The organism is Rhizobium sp. SVR5-9E (assembly GCF_056755095.1).
In genome coordinates this window covers 1-22,171 of record NZ_JBNDHS010000095.1, presented here as the reverse complement: position 1 = coordinate 22,171, position 22,171 = coordinate 1, and the positions used below count along the sequence as shown (strand labels likewise).

Annotated in this window: 18 protein-coding genes; 16 read left to right on the top strand and 2 right to left on the bottom strand. The window is 53.3% G+C overall.

The genetic code is table 11. The features are described from left to right. Positions 1 to 123: 123 nt before the first annotated feature. Positions 124 to 303, bottom strand: coding sequence for a hypothetical protein (locus tag ACPYOJ_RS28410; protein ID WP_481419228.1), 180 nt, complete (start codon positions 301 to 303; stop codon positions 124 to 126). A gap of 958 nt (positions 304 to 1,261) precedes the next feature. Here ACPYOJ_RS28410 and ACPYOJ_RS28405 point away from each other — a divergent pair. From ACPYOJ_RS28405 to rffA, 12 genes are all read left to right on the top strand, one after another. Continuing rightward, positions 1,262 to 3,328, top strand: a complete 2,067-nt coding sequence (locus ACPYOJ_RS28405; RefSeq protein WP_481419227.1) for a DCC1-like thiol-disulfide oxidoreductase family protein — start codon at positions 1,262 to 1,264, stop codon at positions 3,326 to 3,328. A 211-nt stretch (positions 3,329 to 3,539) separates the two neighbouring features. Further along, on the top strand, positions 3,540 to 4,718 hold the full coding sequence (locus ACPYOJ_RS28400; RefSeq protein WP_481419226.1) for a class I SAM-dependent methyltransferase: 1,179 nt from the start codon (positions 3,540 to 3,542) through the stop codon (positions 4,716 to 4,718). Next, on the top strand, positions 4,715 to 5,536 hold the full coding sequence (locus tag ACPYOJ_RS28395; RefSeq protein ID WP_481419225.1) for a phytanoyl-CoA dioxygenase family protein: 822 nt from the start codon (positions 4,715 to 4,717) through the stop codon (positions 5,534 to 5,536). The genes ACPYOJ_RS28400 and ACPYOJ_RS28395 overlap by 4 nt, the downstream gene beginning before the upstream one ends. Next, on the top strand, positions 5,533 to 6,555 hold the full coding sequence (locus ACPYOJ_RS28390; protein ID WP_481419224.1) for a glycosyltransferase family 2 protein: 1,023 nt from the start codon (positions 5,533 to 5,535) through the stop codon (positions 6,553 to 6,555). Before ACPYOJ_RS28395 ends, ACPYOJ_RS28390 begins: the two co-directional genes overlap by 4 nt. Positions 6,556 to 6,617: 62 nt before the next feature. Next, positions 6,618 to 7,313, top strand: a complete 696-nt coding sequence (locus ACPYOJ_RS28385) for a WbqC family protein (RefSeq protein ID WP_481419223.1) — start codon at positions 6,618 to 6,620, stop codon at positions 7,311 to 7,313. A 174-nt stretch (positions 7,314 to 7,487) separates the two neighbouring features. Beyond that, positions 7,488 to 8,123 carry a class I SAM-dependent methyltransferase gene (locus ACPYOJ_RS28380; protein WP_481419222.1) on the top strand — a complete coding sequence of 212 codons (636 nt, stop codon included), beginning with the start codon at positions 7,488 to 7,490 and terminating at the stop codon, positions 8,121 to 8,123. Continuing rightward, the gene (locus ACPYOJ_RS28375) at positions 8,120 to 8,785 is read left to right on the top strand and encodes an acetyltransferase (RefSeq protein ID WP_481419221.1); all 666 of its coding nucleotides are present in this window, start codon (positions 8,120 to 8,122) and stop codon (positions 8,783 to 8,785) included. Before ACPYOJ_RS28380 ends, ACPYOJ_RS28375 begins: the two co-directional genes overlap by 4 nt. After that, entirely contained in the window at positions 8,782 to 9,699 is a 918-nt protein-coding gene (locus ACPYOJ_RS28370) for a glycoside hydrolase family protein (RefSeq protein ID WP_481419220.1), read from the top strand. Before ACPYOJ_RS28375 ends, ACPYOJ_RS28370 begins: the two co-directional genes overlap by 4 nt. A 33-nt stretch (positions 9,700 to 9,732) precedes the next feature. Beyond that, entirely contained in the window at positions 9,733 to 10,122 is a 390-nt protein-coding gene (locus tag ACPYOJ_RS28365; protein ID WP_481419219.1) for a GtrA family protein, read from the top strand. Continuing rightward, entirely contained in the window at positions 10,119 to 11,000 is an 882-nt protein-coding gene (locus tag ACPYOJ_RS28360) for a methyltransferase domain-containing protein (RefSeq protein ID WP_481419218.1), read from the top strand. The genes ACPYOJ_RS28365 and ACPYOJ_RS28360 overlap by 4 nt, the downstream gene beginning before the upstream one ends. A gap of 96 nt (positions 11,001 to 11,096) precedes the next feature. Next, the gene (gene rfbA, locus ACPYOJ_RS28355) at positions 11,097 to 11,984 is read left to right on the top strand and encodes a glucose-1-phosphate thymidylyltransferase RfbA (RefSeq protein WP_481419217.1); all 888 of its coding nucleotides are present in this window, start codon (positions 11,097 to 11,099) and stop codon (positions 11,982 to 11,984) included. After that, the gene (rffA, locus tag ACPYOJ_RS28350) at positions 11,981 to 13,117 is read left to right on the top strand and encodes a dTDP-4-amino-4,6-dideoxygalactose transaminase (RefSeq protein WP_481419216.1); all 1,137 of its coding nucleotides are present in this window, start codon (positions 11,981 to 11,983) and stop codon (positions 13,115 to 13,117) included. Before rfbA ends, rffA begins: the two co-directional genes overlap by 4 nt. A gap of 126 nt (positions 13,118 to 13,243) precedes the next feature. Here rffA and ACPYOJ_RS28345 read toward each other — a convergent pair whose 3' ends face one another. After that, a complete protein-coding gene (locus ACPYOJ_RS28345; protein ID WP_481419215.1) occupies positions 13,244 to 13,429 on the bottom strand; it encodes a hypothetical protein in 186 nt (61 codons plus the stop codon). Positions 13,430 to 13,597: 168 nt separating this feature from the next. Between ACPYOJ_RS28345 and ACPYOJ_RS28340 the strand changes: the two genes are divergently transcribed. The 4 genes from ACPYOJ_RS28340 to ACPYOJ_RS28325 form a co-directional block, all read left to right on the top strand. After that, a complete protein-coding gene (locus ACPYOJ_RS28340; protein WP_481419214.1) occupies positions 13,598 to 15,499 on the top strand; it encodes a hypothetical protein in 1,902 nt (633 codons plus the stop codon). A gap of 1,038 nt (positions 15,500 to 16,537) precedes the next feature. After that, entirely contained in the window at positions 16,538 to 18,685 is a 2,148-nt protein-coding gene (locus ACPYOJ_RS28335) for a type I secretion system permease/ATPase (protein WP_481419213.1), read from the top strand. After that, complete coding sequence (locus ACPYOJ_RS28330) at positions 18,682 to 20,136, top strand: HlyD family type I secretion periplasmic adaptor subunit (RefSeq protein WP_481419212.1); 1,455 nt, start codon at positions 18,682 to 18,684, stop codon at positions 20,134 to 20,136. Before ACPYOJ_RS28335 ends, ACPYOJ_RS28330 begins: the two co-directional genes overlap by 4 nt. Positions 20,137 to 20,266: 130 nt before the next feature. Then, positions 20,267 to 22,171 (top strand): M10 family metallopeptidase (locus ACPYOJ_RS28325; RefSeq protein ID WP_481419211.1); only part of this gene is annotated, 1,905 nt, incomplete at its 3' end.

Here is a 22,171-nt window from a genome sequence, read left to right as displayed (position 1 = left end):
CAGGTTGACATAATCGACAGTGGCCCGCTCGCTCGGATTGAGGTTCGGCAGGATCGCCTCGCGGACCGTGGGAGACACGGACCTCGACACGTCGGGGCGCATCGACCGGCCGGCCTTGCTGGATCAGATCGCCACGATGCTGGCGGTGCGGCGGCAGAGGCGCTGGTTGTCGGAGAAGGGCATGGGCGATGTGTTGATCGCGGAGAGGATTCCGATCTTGCCCGCGCGAGAGCCGCGGCCGAAATAGTCCTCAGCTACGGCATGGGGCCGTCGCTGCGTTACGTTGGCGTATCCGGACGCCACTAGATCGAAACTGCGATCAATACCGATCCTGAGGCGCGTGCGGAAATCGATCGGATACTACGGGCTGAGCCTAATCGGGCGCTCAAGATCCTCGCGGAGGAACGAAGCCTGCTCGATTGTCTGACCAGCGGGCTCGTAACCCATGGCTCGGTGTCGCCGGAGGCTTTTGAAGCCATGCAGGTCGAGCTCTCCAGGGCGGCATGAGCTCGGAAATGCTGACATCGGGAACAGATGCAAACAGCGTGATGATTTGCCGGTGTAATGTCCCTAGTTCGACAAACGCTAAATTAAATCGCTTTCCGGGCACTCTAGAGCAAGTCACGGACATCGGCGATGACAAGCGTCGAGAGAAAACTGAAAGTTTGCGTCAGTTGCGACAAAAGAAAGACGATTGACCTAAATGACAGTCTCTAACTGGAACACTTCGGGCGATCTGAGTCTGGTTTCAATTCCTGAAGGTGACTCACTGCGGTGTTTTGCAGTGCGGACTAATATATGACTTGGTCTTCGGACCCTAAGTCGATCGGCACATCTTTAGAGAGCATCTTCGGAGGCCGTTGCTCTTCGGTCCAAGCTGCGGAGTAGTTCTTGGAAAATCGCACGCATCCGAGGAGCGCACCTTCCTGAGTGCGAAAATCGTGTTCAACTCGGCAAAACCTGCAACCAACGGAGGCTGTTAGAGCCCATCGGGAATACATTGCCGGCAAAAGTTGAAGAGCAGTGTTACGCCACGCTGGACGAACCAGCCTTGGCCGCATAACTCAAACCAAATGATCTCCGGCAGAGCCGGGGCGGTTACTCGATCGCTTCAAACGGATCGACCCTACGTTGCGTAGCTCGCAGTAGGTTCAGCTTGGTCTAACCCGTCTGCAGCGCCTAGCTTGAGCCTGAATGATTTCGAATGTAGGAGTGTTTTGAGATTTCTTAAGACGACACGCAAATGGCTGCGGAGAAAACTATGCCGGAAAGACTCGATGAGGCCCCGCAGATGACTAACTCAGCGATCGCATTTCATTTTTTTACGAGCAAGATTTTTTTTGTAATATTTGCGGCGTTCGCCACAACCATCATTTTGGCAGGCGTTGTCGGCGAAACGCGTTGGTATCTTGGTCGTGCTACGTGGTTCTTTTCACTTTTGGCGATCTTGCTTCTCGTCTTTTCCGATGAAAAATATCACCGCTCGCTTCGGGAAAAACTGACGCGCTTTGCGAGATTTTTACAGGACCGTGGCGCGTTCGTATCAAATCCTATTCATGAGTCACCGAAATTCGCCATTTTGCGATTTGCGTTCGGATTTTTTATCGTGGAGCGGGCAGGTTGGGTACTCTACTATTTGACAGACTCAGATTGGACAAAGTTCACCATTTGGTCACTGTCCCTCCTATGCCCCCTCATAGGAACCTTCATCGCACTCGGACTTTTTACGCAGTTCTGTCTTGCGTTCCTCGTTATCTTCCAATGGGGTGTTGGTGACAGGCTGCTTGGGACATCTACGCTCGGAAATAATATCGGCACGACCTTAGCTCTATTGCTGATGCTCTCCAATGCGGGCGCAAGATTTTCTCTCGACGCCTGGATAATGAAGTCGAACCGATCCTTTCGACATATAATTTCATTCTTCTATTACAAGGACGGTATTCCGTCAGCTGATACGCTTCAAATCGTCAAATTCATGATGCTTACAGCTTATTGGTGTACTTGCCTGTACTCTCTTGCGATGCATCTGAACGAGCCAGCTTGGATGACGGGTGTTGCCGGGCCATTGTTGCTGACGAATAATTTCATGTCCCGCTTCTCATCCGAGTTCGCACACTTGTTCTCTATGGGAACATTGCCTGTGTTTCTCGCGAGATTGTCTTTATGGGCGATGCTGCCCTGGTATCTTTTGATTGTACCGTTCGTGATCCTTGGAGGGTGGTTTCGCCGATATGTCATCGTGTGGGGCGTGTTATTCTTTTGCCTAAGCAAATTCGTTCTTCAGCTCGGGTGGCTCGCTGAATTTGAGTTCATCTTTTTTGCCGGATTGTTCTGGCAGAAAGCATTCATAGCCGGACCTAAAACCCTTCACGTGGCCTACGATGACAGATGCAACCTTTGCGACCGGACAGTTCAGTTCGTGAAGTTCGTCGATATTTTCCAACGGGTGGAGCTACGGCCACTCTCGCAAAACGCGCGGTGGCTTGCCGAGGTTGGGATCGATCCGCAGGATGCCACCAAAGATCTTTATGGTGTGGATATCTCGTCAAACGCACCTCCGGTTAAGGGATATGATTTCTATCTTCTCTTAAGTCGCTATGTCTTGCTATTGCTGCCAGCCTATCCCTTCTTGCTTCTCGGAAGCTTGCTTGGCGGACGTGCCGTGTATCGCTTCATGGCTGACCGACGCACTAGAATGTTCGGCGTTTGCCAAATCCCATCAAAGAAAGTCGATTATACGGAAGGGTATTCCAGAGCCCGCCGCGATACAGCGATAGGGACTGGCGATCCGATCGTTCCACTCTTCGTGCACTTCAGCTTTTTTGCCGTGGCGTTTTTGATCACGTTGCCAACCCCTTATCTTGATAGTTACAAGCCCGCGATAGTCGCGAAAATACAAAAGGTCTTATCCAAGCCTGCGCGATCCGTTATTTTTTTTGGCACGACACCGATCAACGTTTTTAACGAGACTGATCTGCGAATGGCTGAAAATTGGTTTACAATATCTTCGGTCAATCAAAGCGGCGAAGAAGTAATTTTGCCGATCCTCGGCAAAAGCGGGGAAAGGTTAAATGGGCATAGATCTGACAGGGTATATTTTGGACATACCGTGCGTATAAGGCGCGCAATGATCGGTGCCGAGGGCTGCCAATTCGACAAATTTAGAACAAGCTTGGAGTACTTGCTCGAGGGATTTCGAGTGGTCAACGGCACGCACATCTACCGCCAATACCACCAGCCGCTTCCTGACGCCGAGGAATTGCAAAAGGGCAATTACATACCCAAGCAACGTGAAATAGTGTGCGAAGCGACATTTGATCCTGCATGAGAGGCGTGAGTTGAGCGGTGCCTGGCAATCTTGGTGTAGTTTCGGGAATTGCCTTGCCATAGCTGATAGTTTCCAGGCGCCGCAAACGCGCTTGGGCCTTTTGCCGCCTTCGCGGAAAGCGGGAGCCTGCCTTCCTCCTTTTACGACTTGCATGCGGCGACGAAATTGCGCTATTGCCAACCGCCTAGCGACCAGTTGCGGGGGATATCGCTTGACGGAATATAGCTATGTGTGTCCCGCGTGCGGCTCAGCGGATTGCAAAGACCTGCCCGTCCCGCATCTATCCCGTTCAATGATCAGTGATGGCCGAGTTGTATCGAATCCTCTTAAGCGCCGTTCTTGTAACAACTGCGGACATGGTTTTCATACGCAGAACTTTTCAGAAGAGCAAATAAGAGAGATTTACAGCGACGACTATTCGATCGGCCTACGAGACGCGGCTGCCGAGGTTGCGCGCTCCGTCGAATATGGCCGGCAAATAGAAGCTTTCTTGGCGTGCCATCTAGGGAGGAAGGCCGACCTCTCCAAAATTATAGAGTTCGGATGTGGTAGCGGCACGCTACTCAATCACCTGACTGACAATCTTGGCGCTCAAACTGCGACCGGAGTGGAGCCTAGCTCCAAAGTAGCAGCATATGCCCGCTCGATCGCGGGACGTCGGGTTTCTATCCACGAGGGTTTTGCCGAGCAGTTCGAAGAGAGACCGCGCGGGTACAATCTTTGCTTCTCCGTAAACGTCATTGAGCACACACATAGTCCTCACGGCTTCCTTCGAGCATGCGGACACGCCATTGATGAAACGGGAATTATCCTTGTGGTTTGTCCCGATGGAGAGATGGTGGGATCGGAGTTGCTCTTCTACGATCATATATCGAACTTTACACCAGTCTCGTTGGCGATGATTGTAGCGGGCGCAAATCTCCGAGTGGTTGAGAGCTCTCCTTTAACGGGTAGCCTACGGGGCTTTGGGATACATCTCTTGCAATCGGGCGACGCCGACCTTGAAAATAAGAGCCGTGGCTTTGAGCTTCTTTCTGAAAAGCGTGCTGACTACTTGAACACCTGGAGCAAAGTGCAAGACGCGACTGATTGGGCGCTCAAGGGCCGGAAATACGGCATCTTCGGCACGGGCGAGTATTCCGATCTTCTTCATGCCTATAGCCCGTCCGTTGTCGAAAATGCGGAGTTTTTTGTAAGAGACCGACCGGTAGAGAGCGATTTCTACAATAAACCTGTTGTATCGACTGAGGACTTCTTGAACTTTCCAAGAATGCCCCTAATCGCGGGCGTGCATGATCGAAGCTGGCCGCTTGTTCGGGAGCGTTTCGAATCGGAGGGTGTTCCAATTTTCCATTCCTTTGAAATTGCAAAGCAGGATGCCATCCGATGACCGAAATTTCTCGCTACGGCGTTATTGCAACAACTGAAGCAAAAGACATTTACGATGTTCTCGCGGAGGAGGTCCGACTGCTGGGGTACACCACGCTGGACTCCGGATTGACCAGCGCTGAGCTCGATGAACTCTCGCAGTTGTTCAATAAGGCGGAATCAGAATACGACACCGACGCATCTGCACGAGGCTATGAACTCGACTCGATTAATGAACGCGACACAGTCCGACTTCTGCCAATCATCTGCCCGAATTTCTGGAAAGTCGTTTTCAACGAGCCACTTCATGAATTGTTATCACGGCTTCTTGGCGGCTATTTCATTTTGAACCAGGTGAATGGTCTCATAAACCGTGGAAACCAGCGCAGGTATCACCAAGCGCAATACCATAGAGATTTGCCCTATCAGCATTTTACAAGCTCTCGTCCGCTCGCTATCAACGCACTCTTTGCGTTAGATGATTTCACTATCGAAAATGGCGCCACGCGCGTGATTCCTGGAACTCATCATCGTGAAGCATTCCCCCCCGATGAGGTTGTTCGGCGTTTGGAGAGCCAAGTTACCGTCAAGCGGGGAACATTTATTGTTCTAAACTGCATGCTTTACCACGCGGGCAGCACGAATCGGACTGATAAAAATCGTCGAGCCATCAATCACGTCTTCACGATTCCCATGCTGCGTCAGCAGTTCCATATTCCTTCTGTGCTGGGTGAAGCTCCGGACTTTACAGACCAGCAAAAGAAAATACTTGGCTATGGACTGGAAGAATTTCGCTCAGTTGACGACTGGTTCAAGTCTCGGTTGCCGAAAGTCAAATGAACTCCATGACCCGTAAGCTTTCCATCGTTACGACCTTATACAGGTCCATGGACACAATCGAAGAGTTCATCCAACGTGCCTTGGCCGCGGGAGAGGCGGTGGCGGACGATATCGAAATTGTGATTGTCGATGATGGTAGCCCGGACGGTTCCGCGAATATCGTGCGAAGGTGGGTTGAGCTTGACCCTCGGATATCGTTGGTGTGCTTGAGCCGAAACTTCGGGCATCATAGAGCGATGTTCACCGGCTTGGAACATGCTCAGGGTGATTTAATATTTTTGATTGACAGCGATCTCGAGGAGCCACCCGAATTGCTTTCGGAAATGGCGCGGGTGTTGCGCGAAAAAGCCGTTGACTGCCTCTACGGGCTGCAGGAAGGCCGGAAAGGCGGCCATGTTGAGAGGATATCAGGACGTCTGTTCTATTGGCTTTTTTCTGCTTTGAGCGAAGTCCGCATTCCTGAAAACGTATCGACAATACGATTGATGACCCGTCGTTATGTATCCACTCTACTTAGTTTTCGAGATAAGAACCCCGTCTTCGTTCCACTGAGCATTCTTGCTGGCTATCCCCAGGCGTCTTTCACTTTTGTCAAATCCAGCACATCGGATACAACCTACTCGTTGGGACGGCGGATTGCTTTAACCGCCCTTGCGATCACGACGTTTTCTGCAAAGCCGTTGATGTTGATGCTGTGCTTCAGTCTAGTGATGGCTTTCCTAGGTATGGGCTACGGGGCGTTTGTTGTTCTGCGCGCGCTGACAGGGCCAGTCCAAGACGGATGGTCTTCGCTTATGGCGGTCGTCGTCTTTTTCTTCAGTCTGAACGCTGTCTTTACCGGGCTGATGGGCCTTTACGTAAAGCAGATCCTGGAGGAGGTGAAGGATAGGCCTCGCTCAATTGTTCAAGAAATCTATTCTCGACGACGTTCCGATGCGAGCGAGCGTTCGCATGTGGTAACGAGTGTCACCAGAAACGACCAGAACCGGCAAGACAGTGCACCGGTATGTCACAAATGAGAGCGCTTGCCGAAAGATCTTTTTGATCGACGTTACGGCCTGATTAAAATGAGATTTTCCTGATGAAGAAGGTCGCAATCGTGCAATCGAATTATATCCCGTGGAAGGGTTATTTCGACCTGATCGCGTCTGTGGACGAGTTCATTTTGTACGATGAAGTACAGTATACTCGGCGAGATTGGCGGAACCGTAACAAAATTAAGACGCCGCAGGACTTAAAGTGGCTGACTGTCCCCGTCAAAGTAAAGGGCAAGTATGCGCAGTCGATTCGGGAAACCGAGCTAGATGGCCAGGCTTGGCGGGAAATCCATTGGCGCAGTCTCGCAAGCAATTACGCCAGGGCACCGCATTTCAAAGAAGTTTCGCAACTTCTGGAACCTGTCCTGCTAACGGGTGACCAACTTTTTTTATCCGACCTTAACCGGGAGCTCTTGCAGCTTGTTTGCTCGTATCTCGGCATTACAACGCCTATCCGGAACTCGTACGAATTCGAGCTGAAGGAGGGCAAGAGCGAAAGGCTGTTGGCGATTTCCGTTGAGGCCGGGGCGCGGGTGTATGTTTCTGGACCTGCAGCGCGGGACTACTTGAATGAGGACTTGTTTCAGGGAGCAGGTATCTCTGTCGAGTGGTTTGACTATGTCGGATACCCCGAGTATCCCCAGCTCTGGGGAACCTTTCAGCATGGTGTCACTATATTGGACTTGCTCTTCAATTGCGGACCGGAAAGTGGCTCCATGATGAGGTATGTGCGCCGCTGAAGCTGCTGACCGCCCCTCGGGCGTCAGCAGGCCGGCGTTTGATTGCAATGGTCTGTCGAGGTCGGAGATCAGAGTTTGGTAGGATCACTATTTCTTTCATCGGCGCGGTTGGTATCTATCTGAAGATTTTTTCGGAGACCAAGCAGCGCCCGTACACAATCGTGGGATACATTTATGGTCGGAAACAAGGATGACATCCTGAACGAGGTGGCGAGTTACTACGCCGGCCGGATCGCCGAACACGGCCAGACAGCCGCAGGCGTAGATTGGAACAGTCACGCTGGCCAGGTCATGCGTTTCAACCAGTTGCTCAAGGTCGTCGATCGCTCGCAACCATATTCGATCGCCGACATAGGATGCGGGTATGGCGCATTGCTTGATCACCTTTCAGAGCTACGGCATGCCGTTCGTTATGTCGGTATCGACATCGCTCTTCCGATGATTGAAGCAGCGCGTTCTCGTTTCGCTGAAACGGCGGAGGTCGCGTTCAGGTTAGGCAACACGCCAGGTGAAGTCGTCGATTATTCTGTAGCCTCCGGCATTTTCAATGTGCGGCTCGGGCGGACTGACGAAGAGTGGCTTGCATATTTGACCGAAACCCTGGACATGATGGATGCAACAAGCCGGATAGGGTTTTCTTTCAATTGCTTGACATCCTATTCGGACGCCGACCGGATGCGGCGGGATCTCTATTATGCCAATCCGCTGGACTTATTTGATCTTTGCAAGCGCCGTTATTCCCGACAAGTGGCTTTGTTGCATGACTATGAGCTATACGAGTTTACGATGATTGTGAGGAAGCAGCTATGACGCGGAAGCTCATCATTTTCGGGACTGGTGATATTGCCCAACTCGCGCATTACTATTTTAGCCATGACAGCGAGTATGAGGTAGTCGCGTTTACCGTTGACGCAGGTTACCTGACGGAGCGAGAGTTTTGCGGTTTGCCGGTTGTTGCTTTCGAAGAAGTCGCTGATCGCTATCCTCCTGCCGGCCATGCGCTTTTCGTGGCACTCAGCTATGCCAAGCTAAACCTGATCCGCAAGCAGAAGTTCGAGGCAGCGCAGGCTCTTGGTTACGATCTTGCGAGCTATATCAGTTCCAAGGCTACTGTGCTCAACGAACATGCCTTCGGCCGCAACTGTTTCGTTCTCGAAGACAACACCATCCAGCCATTTTCGCGTATCGGCGATAACGTAACACTGTGGAGCGGTAACCATATCGGCCATCATTCGCATATTGGGAGCCACACATTCGTTTCCTCACATGTGGTTGTGTCCGGTGGCGTTATGATTGGTGAGCAGTGTTTCATCGGGGTCAATGCGACACTTCGCGATCACGTGACGATCGGAGAAAGATGCGTTATTGGCGCCGGAGCACTCATACTGTCGGATGCCGAAGCCGACGGGATTTACGTATCTAGCGCCACTGAACGCTCCCGTGTTCCCAGTTCAAAACTGCGCAAGATATGACCGATATATGGATCAAAACTGGACTGCTTTTCGAACCGTCGGGGATTCATCCTAAGCTGACGAGCCACGCCGCTAACCCGCTCGCACTTCACCTTGAAGGTGACACATACCGGGTGTTTTTTAGCGGACGTGACAATGAGAATCGTTCCTCTGTTGGCGCTGTCGATATCGATGTCGTGACACGAGAAATCATTTGCGAGCACAAGCTACCTTTCCTGATCCACGGCGCCGGCGGCAGTTTCTTTGAAGCGGGCATCAGTATTGGCAACTGTTATTGTGTAGACGCCCAGCGCTATATGCTGTTCATGGGATGGCAGAGGCCGCCGGGGGGGCATTGGCGAGGCGATATCGGACGCATAAAGGTTCGACCTGATCTAACGCTTGAATTGGATGCTGACGTGCCGTTCATGGCCTCGGATGAGGAAGATTCAGTCAGCCTTTCCTATCCGTGGGTTGAAAAGGCCGACAACGGAACGTTCAGAATGTGGTACGGCTCTACCGTAACCTGGGATGCGGGGAACGGTGAAATGCTCCATGTCATCAAGTCTGCAAATTCGAGGGATGGTCATATATGGCACAAAGAGGGAGTGACTATACCGTATGAAATTGGCAAGGCGCAGGCATTCTCCAGGCCTACGGTGCTTGTTGATGCGGCGCGTGGTTACCGGATGTGGTTTTCCTATCGCAGTGGTCAGGGCGAAACCTATCGGATTGGATATTCTGAAAGCCGGGACGGAATCACATGGACCTTGAAACTAGATCAGGCCGGCATCGGCCTTTCCGAGAAGGGCTGGGATAGCGAGATGGTCGAGTACCCTTACGTGTTTCGGCACAGGGGCAATACCTATATGCTATACAATGGCGACGGATACGGGAAGACGGGTTTCGGCCTGGCCATTCTTGACGACAAATAAAGTGGAGCAGGTCTGATTCTATCTAAAAATAGTATGCTACAGTTGGTTCGATTTGGCTTCACTGGTCTAGTCACAAACGCTCTGGGATATGTTCTTTACCTCATAGTCACTTTTGTTGGGGTTCCACCAAAATTAGCGATGACTATACTTTATTTTGTTGGGGTCTTGATGGGGTTTGCCGCTATTCGGCGCTGGGTATTCATTCATGCTGCGGATCAGCAGAGCGCGATAATCAAATATGGAATCATCTATAGCATTGGCTATGCGCTGAATTACAGCATCCTCTATATCTTTGTGGACAGGCTCCATTATGCCCACGCCTACGTGCAAGCGTTTGGTATAGTTGCCGTGGCCGCATTCGTATATGTAGCTTCCAGCATTTATGTCTTTCCGTCCGTTAGCAAGAGAAAACAGAACCCGTGAGCTTCCGTTGTTTGGATTGTGGAACGAAATTCGATAGCGAAGCCAGTACACCTCGTTGCCCCACTTGCCGTTGGGAGCCTAAAAAAATAGACGGAATAACAGCTTACTCTCCGCAGTTTGCTAACCAAGGCGGCGGGTTTGAGGCTTCTTATTTCAAGGTTTTGTCGGAGTTGGAGGCGACGAATTTCTGGTTCCAATCCCGAAACGATCTCATCTTATGGGTTCTGAGCAAGTATCACCCAAATTTTCGGTCCTTTCTGGAAATTGGCTGCGGAACGGGTTTTGTGCTCTCCGGTATTGCGAGGAAACATACCAAAGTACAGCTTTTCGGAAGCGAGATATTTATTGAGGGTCTGCATTTCGCTTCGCAGAGATTGCCGACTGCGCGGCTGATGCAGATGGATGCGCGGGTGATCCCCTTCGCCGAGGAGTTTGATGCCATTGGCGCATTTGATGTTCTTGAGCACATCGAGGAGGATGAAACCGTCCTGCAACAAATGCACGCTGCACTGAAACCCAAAGGGACGCTCCTAGTGACCGTTCCGCAACATCCATGGTTGTGGAGTCCACTTGACGATTATGCTCACCATTATCGACGGTACACAGCCAGCGAACTAAGTAAGAAGGTTACTGCCGCAGGCTTCACCATCCTTCGCGACACCTCATTCGTTTCGCTTCTGCTTCCGGCAATGCTTGCTTCGCGTTTGCTAAGCCGAAATAAATCAGTTGCCGAAATCGACGTTCGAGCCGAGATGGAACTTCCAAGCCTGCTCAATAGCGCTTTCAGATGGATATTGCGCGCGGAACGCGCTCTCATCAAAAGTGGTCTCGATCTTCCTTTGGGTGGTTCAAGACTGCTCGTGGCTAGGAAGACGTGAGTCTGGAACTGTCCTTTCCCATTTTTGCTTGCGTAAAGAAGGTATTTATCCAATCAACGTCGGTCGTGTCGCCGCGATCGGTGAGGGGAGACATGAATGAAAGCAATTCTTCTTGCTGGTGGCGCTGGCTCGCGTTTGTATCCTCTTACGCGAGTGTCCAGTAAGCAGCTTCAGGCTGTGTTCGACAAACCTATGATCTACTATCCTATCACCGTTCTGATTGCGTCGGGGGTCAGGGAATTCTGTATTATTTCAACGCCTCACGACTTGCCTCGGTATCAAAATTTGCTTGGCGATGGCAATCAATGGGGAATAGCGATCCAGTATCGCGAACAGCCCCGACCCGAAGGGATTGCGCAGGCATTCTTGATTGCCGTTGATTTTGTGGGTTCTGATGATGTGATCCTGATGCTCGGTGACAATATTTTCTCGGGGGGCGACGATTTTCCCCGGGCGGTCTCCAGTTTTACGGATGGCGCAACAATTTTCGCCTATCACGTCAAGGATCCCGAGCGCTATGGTGTGGTGGAGTTCGACCGAAACGGCAAGGCGATCTCTATTGAAGAGAAGCCCCGGCACCCTAAAAGCAGCTATGCCGTGCCGGGTGTGTACATCTACGACAACAGCGTGCTGGAGATTGCGAAGGCGGTTAAACCATCCGTTCGGGGCGAGCTTGAGATAACAGATGTCAATCTGGAGTACCTGAGGCGTGGCAAGCTGCAGGTGCGGCGGTTGAGCCGGGGCTTCGCCTGGCTCGATGCCGGCACCAGTACCGCTCTGCACGAGGCTTCTTCCTACATTGAAGCCATCGAGCGGCGGCAAGGCGTGAAAATCGGTTGTCCCGAAGAGGCAGCGCTGGTGAGAGGGTTCCTCCGTATTGATCAGTTTGAAACCTTGATTGAGCACATGCCCGCATGCGAGTACAGCGAGTATCTGCGCGGTGTCGCCGACGAGTGGCACAGGCTTCAGGGGGATAAGCAGTGAGTCAAAAAATCCAGTTCAACCGGCCCTTCATGACCGGTAAAGAGTTGTATTACATTGCCGAAGCCAAGTTCGGCAACATGCTTGCCGGTGACGGGCCTTTTACCAAGCGTTGCCATGAGTGGCTGGAAAACAAGAGTGGATGCGACAAGTCGCTGCTGACGCACTCCTGCACCGCCGCACTGGAGATGGCGGCATTGCTTCTGGACATCGAGCCTGGTGACGAGATCATCATGCCCTCCTACACTTTCGTGTCGACCGCCAATGCGTTTGTGCTCCGTGGCGGCATTCCGGTGTTTGTCGATATCCGAGAAGATACTTTGAACCTGGATGAGCGCCTCATCGAGTCAGCGATCACCTCGCGCACTCGCGCCATCGTCCCGGTCCACTACGCGGGTGTGGCTTGCGAGATGGACACCATTATGAACATCGCCAAGCGGCATGGCCTCAAGGTTGTGGAGGATGCGGCACAGGGCGTGATGGCGACCTACAAAGGGCGAGCGCTGGGCAGCATAGGCGATCTGGGGGCGTACAGCTTTCACGAAACTAAGAATGTAATTTCGGGCGAAGGCGGAGCCTTGCTGGTGAACGACCCCGCGCTGGCGGTGCGCGCCGAGATCATCCGTGAGAAGGGCACCGACCGCAGTCGTTTTTTCCGGGGTGAGGTGGATAAATACACCTGGCAGGAGGTAGGCTCTTCGTTCTTGCCGGGCGAGTTGATTGCGGCCTTCCTGTGGGCACAGCTTGAAGAAGCCGAGCGCATTACCAACGACCGCTTGGCCATCTGGCAACGCTATCACGCGATTCTTGAACCGCTAGAGGCCAAGGGGTTGCTACGCCGGCCTATCGTGCCAGATGAATGCCAGCACAATGCCCACATGTACTACGTCTTGCTTGCGCCGGGGATTGATCGTCAGAAGGTGCTCAATGAGCTCAAGAGGAATGACATTTTCTCGGTTTTCCATTACGTGCCCCTGCACTCTTCACCGGCTGGAAGGCGGTATGGCCGCACGAAGTGCGAGTTGGAAGTGACCACTGCTCAATCTGAAAGGCTAGTGCGTTTGCCGCTGTGGGTTGGCCTAACTGCTGAAAAGCAAGAACACATTGCTAAGGTTTTGATTGATACCATCGGCTGACCTATCAGGAGGATACAGGGCGAGCGACAATCCTGGTCATTGGCGGAGCCGCTTTATGGGCTCGGAGGTTATCCGCTGAGCCAGCGAAAACACCGGCGGTTTCATCGTCAACTTGGACAAAGTGACCTATGCCGCAAAGCTCAAAAACTTGGGCGCGGTAGACAGCCGCACCAGTACACATTCGAGCAGGTTGATATCGCAGGCCAAAAGAAGCTCCCCAACAACCGAGAACAACAATGGGCATCGACCGGTAGATTTGTAAGGCTCCAGCTTCGACCCGGCATATTGAAGGTGCATATTCGCCTTTTTCATGGATTGGCCTCAAGAAAGACGGACAGGAGCATGCAGTGACTATATTGAGCAGCCTCCTAAGAGGAACAATGCCGAACATTCAGAGGACGGAGTATCGGCGTTTTCGAGCAATTGCAGTCAGTGAGAAGGAATTGTTTGCTGACCCAATAGCCTTTGGAGGCTGCAGAAATGTTCGATAAGGTAGACAGCCCTGGGTTGCTGGAGGAGGTTAGCCTCTCGCGGAGGCAGAGCGATTTTCTGTTTCTAAGTCTTTTTCTCTCAACGATCGTAACATTCGGGGTCGGCAGTCTCCTTATGTGGGACGCTGCTGTGTTTTGGCCGATGCTTCGTGTGTCCGCGGTCTGTATCGGCCTAATATCGTGCTTTTATATTGTGTCGCGATTTATGGACGTCAGTATTGGGTTGCTTACCTGTTATGCACTGATCTGCTTGGCCGCGTATACCAATAGCGAATGGTATAATGGCGTACTTTTCCTTGGGTTGGCGATCAGCTTCGTTCTATCTTGTTGTCGCCTGGCAAAGATACCTGATCCCGCCGTAGTGATCCGGCAGTGCCTACTTGCGGCGGTTTTCGCGACCCTATTGTTTGTCGGCACCAGAAAACCGTATACTTTTTTTGATATGTCTACCCGACTTAATGCCGGATTGTTGCATAAGGATACCCTTTTTCACGCCAGCATTGCGTCTATGTTGAAAAATTATGGGATAAGTTCCACGGGTCTCAATGGCCTCGTAGATGTCCCATACTATGTCCTCTCGCATTATCTAATGGCGGGCTTAAGCGTCCTATCTGGGGTCAGCGTGCTCGAGGTTTACGGCATCGCCCCCTATGTATTTTTCGGGCCGATTCTTCTCTTCGCTATCGTCTATACCTCCGCCGTGGTTGGCATGAAAACCGATAAGCTTTATCAGGCTTACATTGCCGCTTGCTTACTTCTGTTCGGCGTCGTCTTCCTCTTCAAGAAGTGGTTCCTGGTAAATTCGTACTTCATTTCAGAATCACATCTTGTTGCATTGGGTCTCATGCTCGTGGGCATGCCGTTGCTTTTCAAGAAGCGGTTGGGATTGCTTGATCTCGTGGTTGTGTTCGCGTTCGCGGTGTCAATTGCCAATGCAAAAGCATCGGTAGGGCTTATTTACTGGGGTATCTGGGCCAGCAGGATATTGTTTCTGCGGGTTGATCGGCGCCTCTTTGAGGCTGCTGTGTGTATACTGGCGATGGCCGCAGTCTTCTGGACGGTTTTTGCAATAGCCGCGAATTCCGATGCTTCTAAAATTGAACCGTTTAACTTTATTTCCGATTACTCTTTCTGGGGATACTATATCCGTCTTTCCAAATCTGAATGGGCGGCTGGAGACATTGCCGTTTTCCACCTCGCCGCCGCGGTGTTTTCGGTTGTATCGTTTTTTTCTATACACTTTTTTGTTCCAATTTGCGCCATTGTCGTTGGATGGCAAGGAGGTGTATCGAGGGAGATAAGGCGGCCCAGTTCGTTGTTTATGGTCGGCAGTTTGGCCGCTGGAGTATTGATTGTCGCCCTCTTCAAGATACCAGGTGGATCCGCTTATTATTTTACAAGCGTTCCGTTTTTCGTAGCTCTTCCTTGGTTTCTTTCATCGGCGATCAACACTTTGAACATTCAGCTCGCGGTTGGTGCTCCGCGCCGCCATGTGACTAGGGTAATGGGAGCGGTTATCATCGTCCTCTTCTTCACCGTTGGTTTTAGGGATATTTATCGTGCGACGCGTTTGCATTGGCAAAACCGTGACGCCGCAAACCCGCTTATTGGTCAACTAACGACGTTAAGGGATACTTCTTCTAAGAATGCCGTGTTTCGGCTGTCTGCAGCATCCCCGTCGCGGGATACGCCTGTCGCTCAGTGCAGCGCGCAGCCTTTTGTGTATCCCGCCGTCACAGAAAGAGCGTGGATCGATGTGATCGTTTCCGGTGGCAAATGCGATTACTCCAATTACGGCTTTTCCATGTATGGAATTTCGAGCGATGGTGACGTTGTCGCGGGTGCGCCAGTTCTTCGACGTGAAATGTATGTGTTAAATTGGCCCGAGTGAGAAGGAGTAGTCGACAATAACGCGTAGGTTCTAATGGGACGGCAATTCGACCGGACGAAGTCCTAGTGCCGGAAAAACGTCGGGAACAAGCCGTTGATCGCTGTGGCTAACTCTTAACGGGGCCTTTGGTCGCAAGTTTTGCGTGACACAACCAGTTTGTCCCAATCCAGAAATAACGCAGGAGTCGGCTATTGCTGGAGCGGAGACTGCATCTTCGCTGGCGATGGTCGATCGTCGTTTCCAGCCTGCAGGTTGCCGACTTCCAGTTCACGCAGGGAATGAAAACATGTACGTGACGGCGACGGGCACTTTTATACCTGACGGTTGGGCAAAACGGGCATCGGATCGCGCGGTTCTTCAATGTTTTCTTACATTGAGAGGAAACGGAAGCGATTCCGTAGGCCAACTGACGCAAAATTACTAGTCTCTGTGGGCTCAGGCCCCCCGCAACCATTCTTCCCAATCTCGAAATACCGCAGGACCCGGCTATCGCCGGCGCGAAGACTTCATCTTCGCTGGCGATGGTAGCTCGTCGTTCGCAAAGCTCACCATAACCTGAAGGCCGCAGCGCCAAATCCGGCCCAAGCTCTGTACCTGGGACCATCGCGCAAGGACGGAAATTATTTCCGCTACTGGCGCCCTAGGCGGACATAGACCCCAACCTTCCTTCCAACGTGAACCGCTGTTTCATACCGAAACTCGTAGCTCCACCCATATCGAAGCTGAATCGGCTGGGCGCTCTCTGCGAGTTCAGCGGCGTGGAGAGCCGCATTGCTGCGCGCGCCAGCTATGCACTCCATGGCGAAGATGTAAAAATAGGTGGAAACAGCAACCTCTGATTACAAAAATCACAATTACGGTTGTGCTCTGTGGATAAGATGACACACGTCCTCCCAAAATCTCAGGAGCGCAATATTTCCATAGCGATATAGACGTAAGTCCGCCTACATTCTGCAGGCGCAAAACCGGCAAGAACGGTTGTTGGGGAAGGGTGCTTTGTACACGCAAAGCGCGGGGTGAGAGGAAACATTTCTCGACATGGATGGCGTCGTTCCGCAGCATCACGACTCCGGTCTTCGTGCGCTCTGCGGTATTGCTGCATTCTATCGAATTGCTGCAGACCCGAGCCAACTCCAACACGATCTGGCGCTGAAAGGGCGAGCAGCGCAACCGATCGATATTCAGCGCGCGGCAAAGGTCATCGGCCTCAAGGCGCGTGTCGTTGATCGCGTAACAGAACATCGGCTCCGCACGATGCCGGTGCCTGCCATCGTCAAACTGCAGGGTGGTGCGTTTCAGGTGCTGGGTGGGCTCAATCCCTCCGGAAAATATAGGCTCGTAGATCCCGTGACACGCGTTGATCGCGAGATCACACCCTCGGAAATCCTCGCTGAAATCGGGTCATGCGTGATCCTCGTCGGCCGGCGGCTCGGCGGCGAGGGGTCCGATCCACGGGAGTTCGGCTTCAAGTGGTTTCTACCGTCTATTTGGCGATATCGCAAACCACTCGCTCATGTGCTGATTGCTTCGCTGTTCGTGCAGATTTTCGCCCTGGTCACACCTTTGTTTTTTCAGGTCGTAGTCGACAAAGTCCTGACGCACAAAGGCTACTCAACGCTATTCGTACTTGTCGCTGGCATTGCAATCATCGGTCTCTTCGACGTGGTCCTGCAATATCTCCGAACCTATGCCCTGGCGCACACAACCAACCGGATCGACGTCGAACTTGGGCAACGGCTGTTTCATCATCTTCTGCGGCTGCCTCTCGGTTACTTCGAGACCCGCTCGGCCGGTCAGACAGTCGCTCGCGTGCGCGAACTTGAGACCATCCGCGCTTTTCTGACCGGGCAGGGACTATTCTCGGCACTTGATCTCATTTTCACTTTTGTCTTTATCGCTGTTCTTTTCGCTTATTCCTGGAGTCTGACGCTGATCGTCATTGCCGCCATCCCGATCTACATCCTGATCGGCCTCCTAGTCCGGCCGCCACTGCGGGAATTCGTCAAGGAGAAGTTCAACCGGGGTGCCGCCAGCCAGCAGTTCCTCGTCGAGGCGATCGTCGGCGTCCATACGGTGAAGTCCGCAGCCGTCGAGCCGGTCATGCAGGCGCAGTGGGAAGAGAAGCTCGCCGCCTATGTCAGGACGGCTTTCGACACGACGCTACTGAGTGCTGGCGGACAAAACCTTATCCAGTATGTCAGCAAGCTTTCCACGGCTGCGCTTTTCCTCTTCGGAGCCAAGGCCGTTATGGATGGCGAGCTGTCGGTCGGCTCACTAGTAGCCTTCAACATGATCGCGGGACAGGTGACCCAGCCGGTTCTGAGGCTGTCGCAGCTTTGGCAAGATTTCCAGCAGGTGCAGATCTCCGTCGATCGCCTCGGTGATATCCTGAACACGCCAATGGAGCGCCAGCCGAGCGCTCGCGTGGCGTTACCTCCGCCGATGGGGTTGATCCAGTTCCGAAACGTGACCTTCCGCTATCGGCCAGGAACGCCTGAGGTTTTAAAGAACATTTCTCTCGACATTCATCCCGGCGAGGTGATGGGCATCGTCGGTGCATCCGGTTCTGGCAAATCGACGTTGACCAAGCTGGTGCAGCGGCTCTATCTCCCGGAAGAAGGGCAGGTCCTGCTTGACGGGGCGGATCTTTCCCAGCTCGATCCCGCCTGGTTGCGCAGCCATATCGGTGTCGTCCTGCAGGACAACCTTCTCTTCAATCGCACGATCCACGACAATATCGCCTTCTCCAACCCGGCAATGCAGCGCGCCCAGGTGATCGCCGTCGCCAAGCTTGCGGGGGCGGACGAATTCATCACGCGGCTACCCCAAGGCTATGACTCGATGATCGAGGAACGCGGGGCCAACCTGTCCGGCGGCCAGAGGCAAAGGATCGCCATTGCCCGTGCGCTTGCGACGAATCCGCCGATCCTGATCTTCGACGAGGCGACCAGCGCACTCGATTACGAGAGCGAACGCGTCATCCAGACGAACATGCATCAGATCACTGAGGGCAGGACGGTCATCATCATTGCGCACCGGCTTGCCGCCGTCAGGCCGTGCAGCAGGATCATCGGCATGGCGGACGGGCGGATCGCGGAGGTCGGCAGCCATGACGAACTGCTCAAGCGCCCAGACGGGCTCTATGCGCGGCTTTGGGCCCTGCAGAATGCGAGGGGCGCCGCATGAAAGATGCAACTGCCCAAGCTGTTCGATATGCCGGCCGTCCGCCGCCGGCAAAACGATCCGATCACGAGTTTCTGGCGCCAGCACTTGAAGTTCTGGAAACGCCGCCTTCGCCCGTTCATGTGGCGCTGATCTTGATCATTTGCGCCTTCGCCACAACGGCGTTGATCTGGTCCTATGTTGGCCATATCGACATCATCGCCGCCGCACAGGGCAAGATCCAACCGACCGGCCGCGTCAAGGTCGTACAGCCGTTGCTGACCGGCAAGGTGAAGGCGCTTCCGCCCCCAAATGGTGCACATGTTAAGAGAGATGATATTCTCCTTGAACTTGATCCAACGGATGCCATTGCCGATGAGACGGATGCCGCAAAAGGCCTGGCGTCTGTGCGGGCCGAGGTCCTGCGTCGGAAAACTGTCGTTGAATATGTTCGTTCACAGGAGAAGGACCAGCCGTTCCCGATGATCTCTTGGGATGCAGGCGTGCCCGATGAACTGCGACGCCGTGAAGAGGGCATCCTCTTGGGTGATTTCGAGCAGCACCAAGCGGCGGTTGCCTCGCTTGATGCTCAGAGGCATCAGAAGGAAGTGGAGCGCGATCGTCTCATAGTGACAGTTGCGGCTCAGAACTCCCTGGTCGACACGCTAAGATTGCGTGTGACGATGCGCAACGCACTTGCTTCGAAAGAGGCCGGCACGATGGCGAGCGTGATTGATGCAATGCAGACCCTGAAAGAGCAGGCGACGCAGCTTGCCATGCAGGAGGGCCAGCTTGCAGACGCGGGGGCCGGCATCGAGGTTTTCGCGCGAGAGAAGGACAAGGTAACGCGAGTGTTCCTAAGCGATCAACTTGGACGGCTCGGTGATGCGGAACGTCGGGTCGAAGAGTTGGAGCAACGGCTGGCGAAGGCAAAAAATTCTCGCGAGCAGATGTCCTTGCGCAGTCCTATAGACGGCACGGTGCAGGCATCCTCGATTACGAGCGTAAGTCAGGTGGTGACGGTCGGCCAGGAGGTCATGCGTGTTGTGCCCGACGGCAGTATGTTGGAGCTTGAAGTTTACGCTTTGAACAAGGATATCGGCTTCATCAAGGTTGGCCAGGACGCTGTCGTCAAGCTCGAAGCCTTTCCCTTTACGCGCTACGGAACGATCCCAGCCCGTGTCACGAAAATTGCGGCGGATGCGATCCCGGAACCCGACGCCGCACGCCGCGAAGGCGATGCCGCAACAAGACAGGTTGAGACCACGTTCGGTGGCGCCGAAAGAATGCAGAACCTTGTGTTTCCGGTCACGTTGAGTTTGGAGACTGATCACATCTCAGCAGATGGCCGTGAGGTAAAGCTCAGCGCGGGCATGGCGGCGATTGCGGAGGTTCGAACGGGCGAACGCAGAATACTGGAGTACGTGTTTTCGCCCTTGGTTGAAGTCGCAGCGGAGGCGATGAGGGAGAGGTAGTCGCCATCGCGCGACGGCATTCAACCTTGGCGGTCCACACTGGTTCTCGAATGAATGGCAGGGCCGCTCTCATGGAGCGGAGGGAATCGACATAACGCACGGCAGAGTGGAATAAGCAAACGGGGGTTTGATGACAGGCATTAGTAGTTCCACCAGGAACGTGAGCTTGACGGGAGACCAGAAAATTGACGGGGTTATCAGCGGCTATGCCTGGGACGGAACGATAACCTATGCGTTTCCCACCATCTCGACATCGTACTCCTATAACGGCGAGAAAGATTACAGTTTCTCTCCGATTTCCTCACAACAGCAGTCCGCTGCCTTGTTCCTTATGGAACAATCCTACGGAAACACGGCAAATGACGGTTTCTCCGTAGAGGGATTCACTAACGCCAACTTTGCGGCCAGGGACGTGGACACCGCATCGGTGCGATTCGCTCAGTCGTCGGATCCCACTCTTCCGACGGCAGGGGCCTATTATCCAAGCAGGGACAGCAGCGGCGGCGATATCTGGTTCGGGACGGAATATGCTGGCACAGAAAATGATTATCGCTTTCCGAATTTCGGCAACTATGCGGGACACACGCTGGCGCATGAACTGGGTCACGCTCTCGGTTTGAAACATGGTCATGAACCGGATGGCAATCCAGCGATCGTGCCCAGCGCCTACGATTCTATCGAATATACGATCATGACCTACCGCACATATATCGGAGACGATGCGAGGGGTTACGAATACGAGCAGAATGGTGCGCCACAATCCTTCATGATGCTCGACATCGCCGCCCTGCAGGAAATCTATGGTGCGGACTACACGATCAACAGTGACAATACCACCTACAGGTGGAATCCGAATGAAGGGACGACCTATGTCAACGGGGTAGCGGCCATCACGCCCGATGACAACAGGATCTTTGCAACAATCTGGGACGGCGGCGGTGTCGACACCTATGATCTGAGCGCTTATACCACCCGCCTTAAAATTGACCTGCGACCCGGAGGCTTCTCAGTCTTTTCCCAAGGCCAGTTGGCCTATTTGGGAGGTGGCCCTAATAATGGCTTTGCTCGCGGTAACATTTTCAACGCGCTTCTTTATCACAACAATCTTGCGTCACTGATCGAAAATGTTCAGGCAGGCTCAGGCAATGACACGATTATCGGCAACGAGGTGAACAATACCCTTTGGGGTAATGCTGGAAATGATTCGCTTGACGGTGGCGCCGGCGCCGACATGTTGATCGGGGGCGCTGGTTCCGACACGATGTCGGGCGGAGTCGGCGACGACATCTATGTGGTCGATGTTGCGACCGACGTTGTGATCGAGAACCCGAATGGGGGAACGGACACAGTCCAGACGGCACTTGCGAGTTATACCGTCGGCACCAACGTCGAGAACCTTGTCTATATCGGCACCGGCAACTTTACAGGAACTGGTAATGCGCTCGCCAACACGATAACCGGCGGCTCCGGCAATGACACACTGAACGGGGTGGCTAGTGCCGATACGCTGATCGGCGGCAGTGGCGACGACACCTACATTGTCGACAACGCTGCCGACGTCCTGATCGAAAACGGCGGCGAAGGTATCGATACAGTCAAAACGGGACTTGTCGCCTACTCTCTAGCGTCCAAGGCGAATATCGAAAACCTGACCTACACAGGAACTGCCGCATTCAGCGGGACGGGCAACGACCTCGCCAATACGATGAAGGGCAGCGGGGGAGCCGACATCCTGGACGGTGGCGCCGGCACCGATACGTTGATTGGAGGTGTTGGTAACGACACCTACATCGTTGATGATTTGGCCGATATCGTTAGCGAAGCCGCCAATCAAGGCAGTGATCTGATCAAGACGGCGCTTTCCGTTTATGCGTTGACCAGCATCGCCAATGTCGAGAAGTTGACCTTCACTGGAATCGGCGATTTTGCGGGGACCGGGAATGCCCTGGCGAATGTCGTCACCGGTGCTGCCGGCAACGACACGCTGGATGGCGGGGCTGGCGGTGATACCATGCTCGGCGGCACGGGCGACGAC

What these genes read in the sequence shown, in the direction of transcription:
- ACPYOJ_RS28405 (WP_481419227.1), top strand. Translation starts at nt 1,262, where the DNA reads ATGCCGGAAAGACTCGATGAGGCCCCGCAGATGACTAACTCAGCGATC.
- ACPYOJ_RS28395 (WP_481419225.1), top strand. Translation starts at nt 4,715, where the DNA reads ATGACCGAAATTTCTCGCTACGGCGTTATTGCAACAACTGAAGCAAAA.
- ACPYOJ_RS28390 (WP_481419224.1), top strand. Translation starts at nt 5,533, where the DNA reads ATGAACTCCATGACCCGTAAGCTTTCCATCGTTACGACCTTATACAGG.
- ACPYOJ_RS28385 (WP_481419223.1), top strand. Translation starts at nt 6,618, where the DNA reads ATGAAGAAGGTCGCAATCGTGCAATCGAATTATATCCCGTGGAAGGGT.
- ACPYOJ_RS28380 (WP_481419222.1), top strand. Translation starts at nt 7,488, where the DNA reads ATGGTCGGAAACAAGGATGACATCCTGAACGAGGTGGCGAGTTACTAC.
- ACPYOJ_RS28375 (WP_481419221.1), top strand. Translation starts at nt 8,120, where the DNA reads ATGACGCGGAAGCTCATCATTTTCGGGACTGGTGATATTGCCCAACTC.
- ACPYOJ_RS28370 (WP_481419220.1), top strand. Translation starts at nt 8,782, where the DNA reads ATGACCGATATATGGATCAAAACTGGACTGCTTTTCGAACCGTCGGGG.
- ACPYOJ_RS28365 (WP_481419219.1), top strand. Translation starts at nt 9,733, where the DNA reads ATGCTACAGTTGGTTCGATTTGGCTTCACTGGTCTAGTCACAAACGCT.
- rfbA (WP_481419217.1), top strand. Translation starts at nt 11,097, where the DNA reads ATGAAAGCAATTCTTCTTGCTGGTGGCGCTGGCTCGCGTTTGTATCCT.
- ACPYOJ_RS28345 (WP_481419215.1), bottom strand. Translation starts at nt 13,429, where the DNA reads ATGAAAAAGGCGAATATGCACCTTCAATATGCCGGGTCGAAGCTGGAG.
- ACPYOJ_RS28340 (WP_481419214.1), top strand. Translation starts at nt 13,598, where the DNA reads ATGTTCGATAAGGTAGACAGCCCTGGGTTGCTGGAGGAGGTTAGCCTC.
- ACPYOJ_RS28335 (WP_481419213.1), top strand. Translation starts at nt 16,538, where the DNA reads ATGGATGGCGTCGTTCCGCAGCATCACGACTCCGGTCTTCGTGCGCTC.
- ACPYOJ_RS28330 (WP_481419212.1), top strand. Translation starts at nt 18,682, where the DNA reads ATGAAAGATGCAACTGCCCAAGCTGTTCGATATGCCGGCCGTCCGCCG.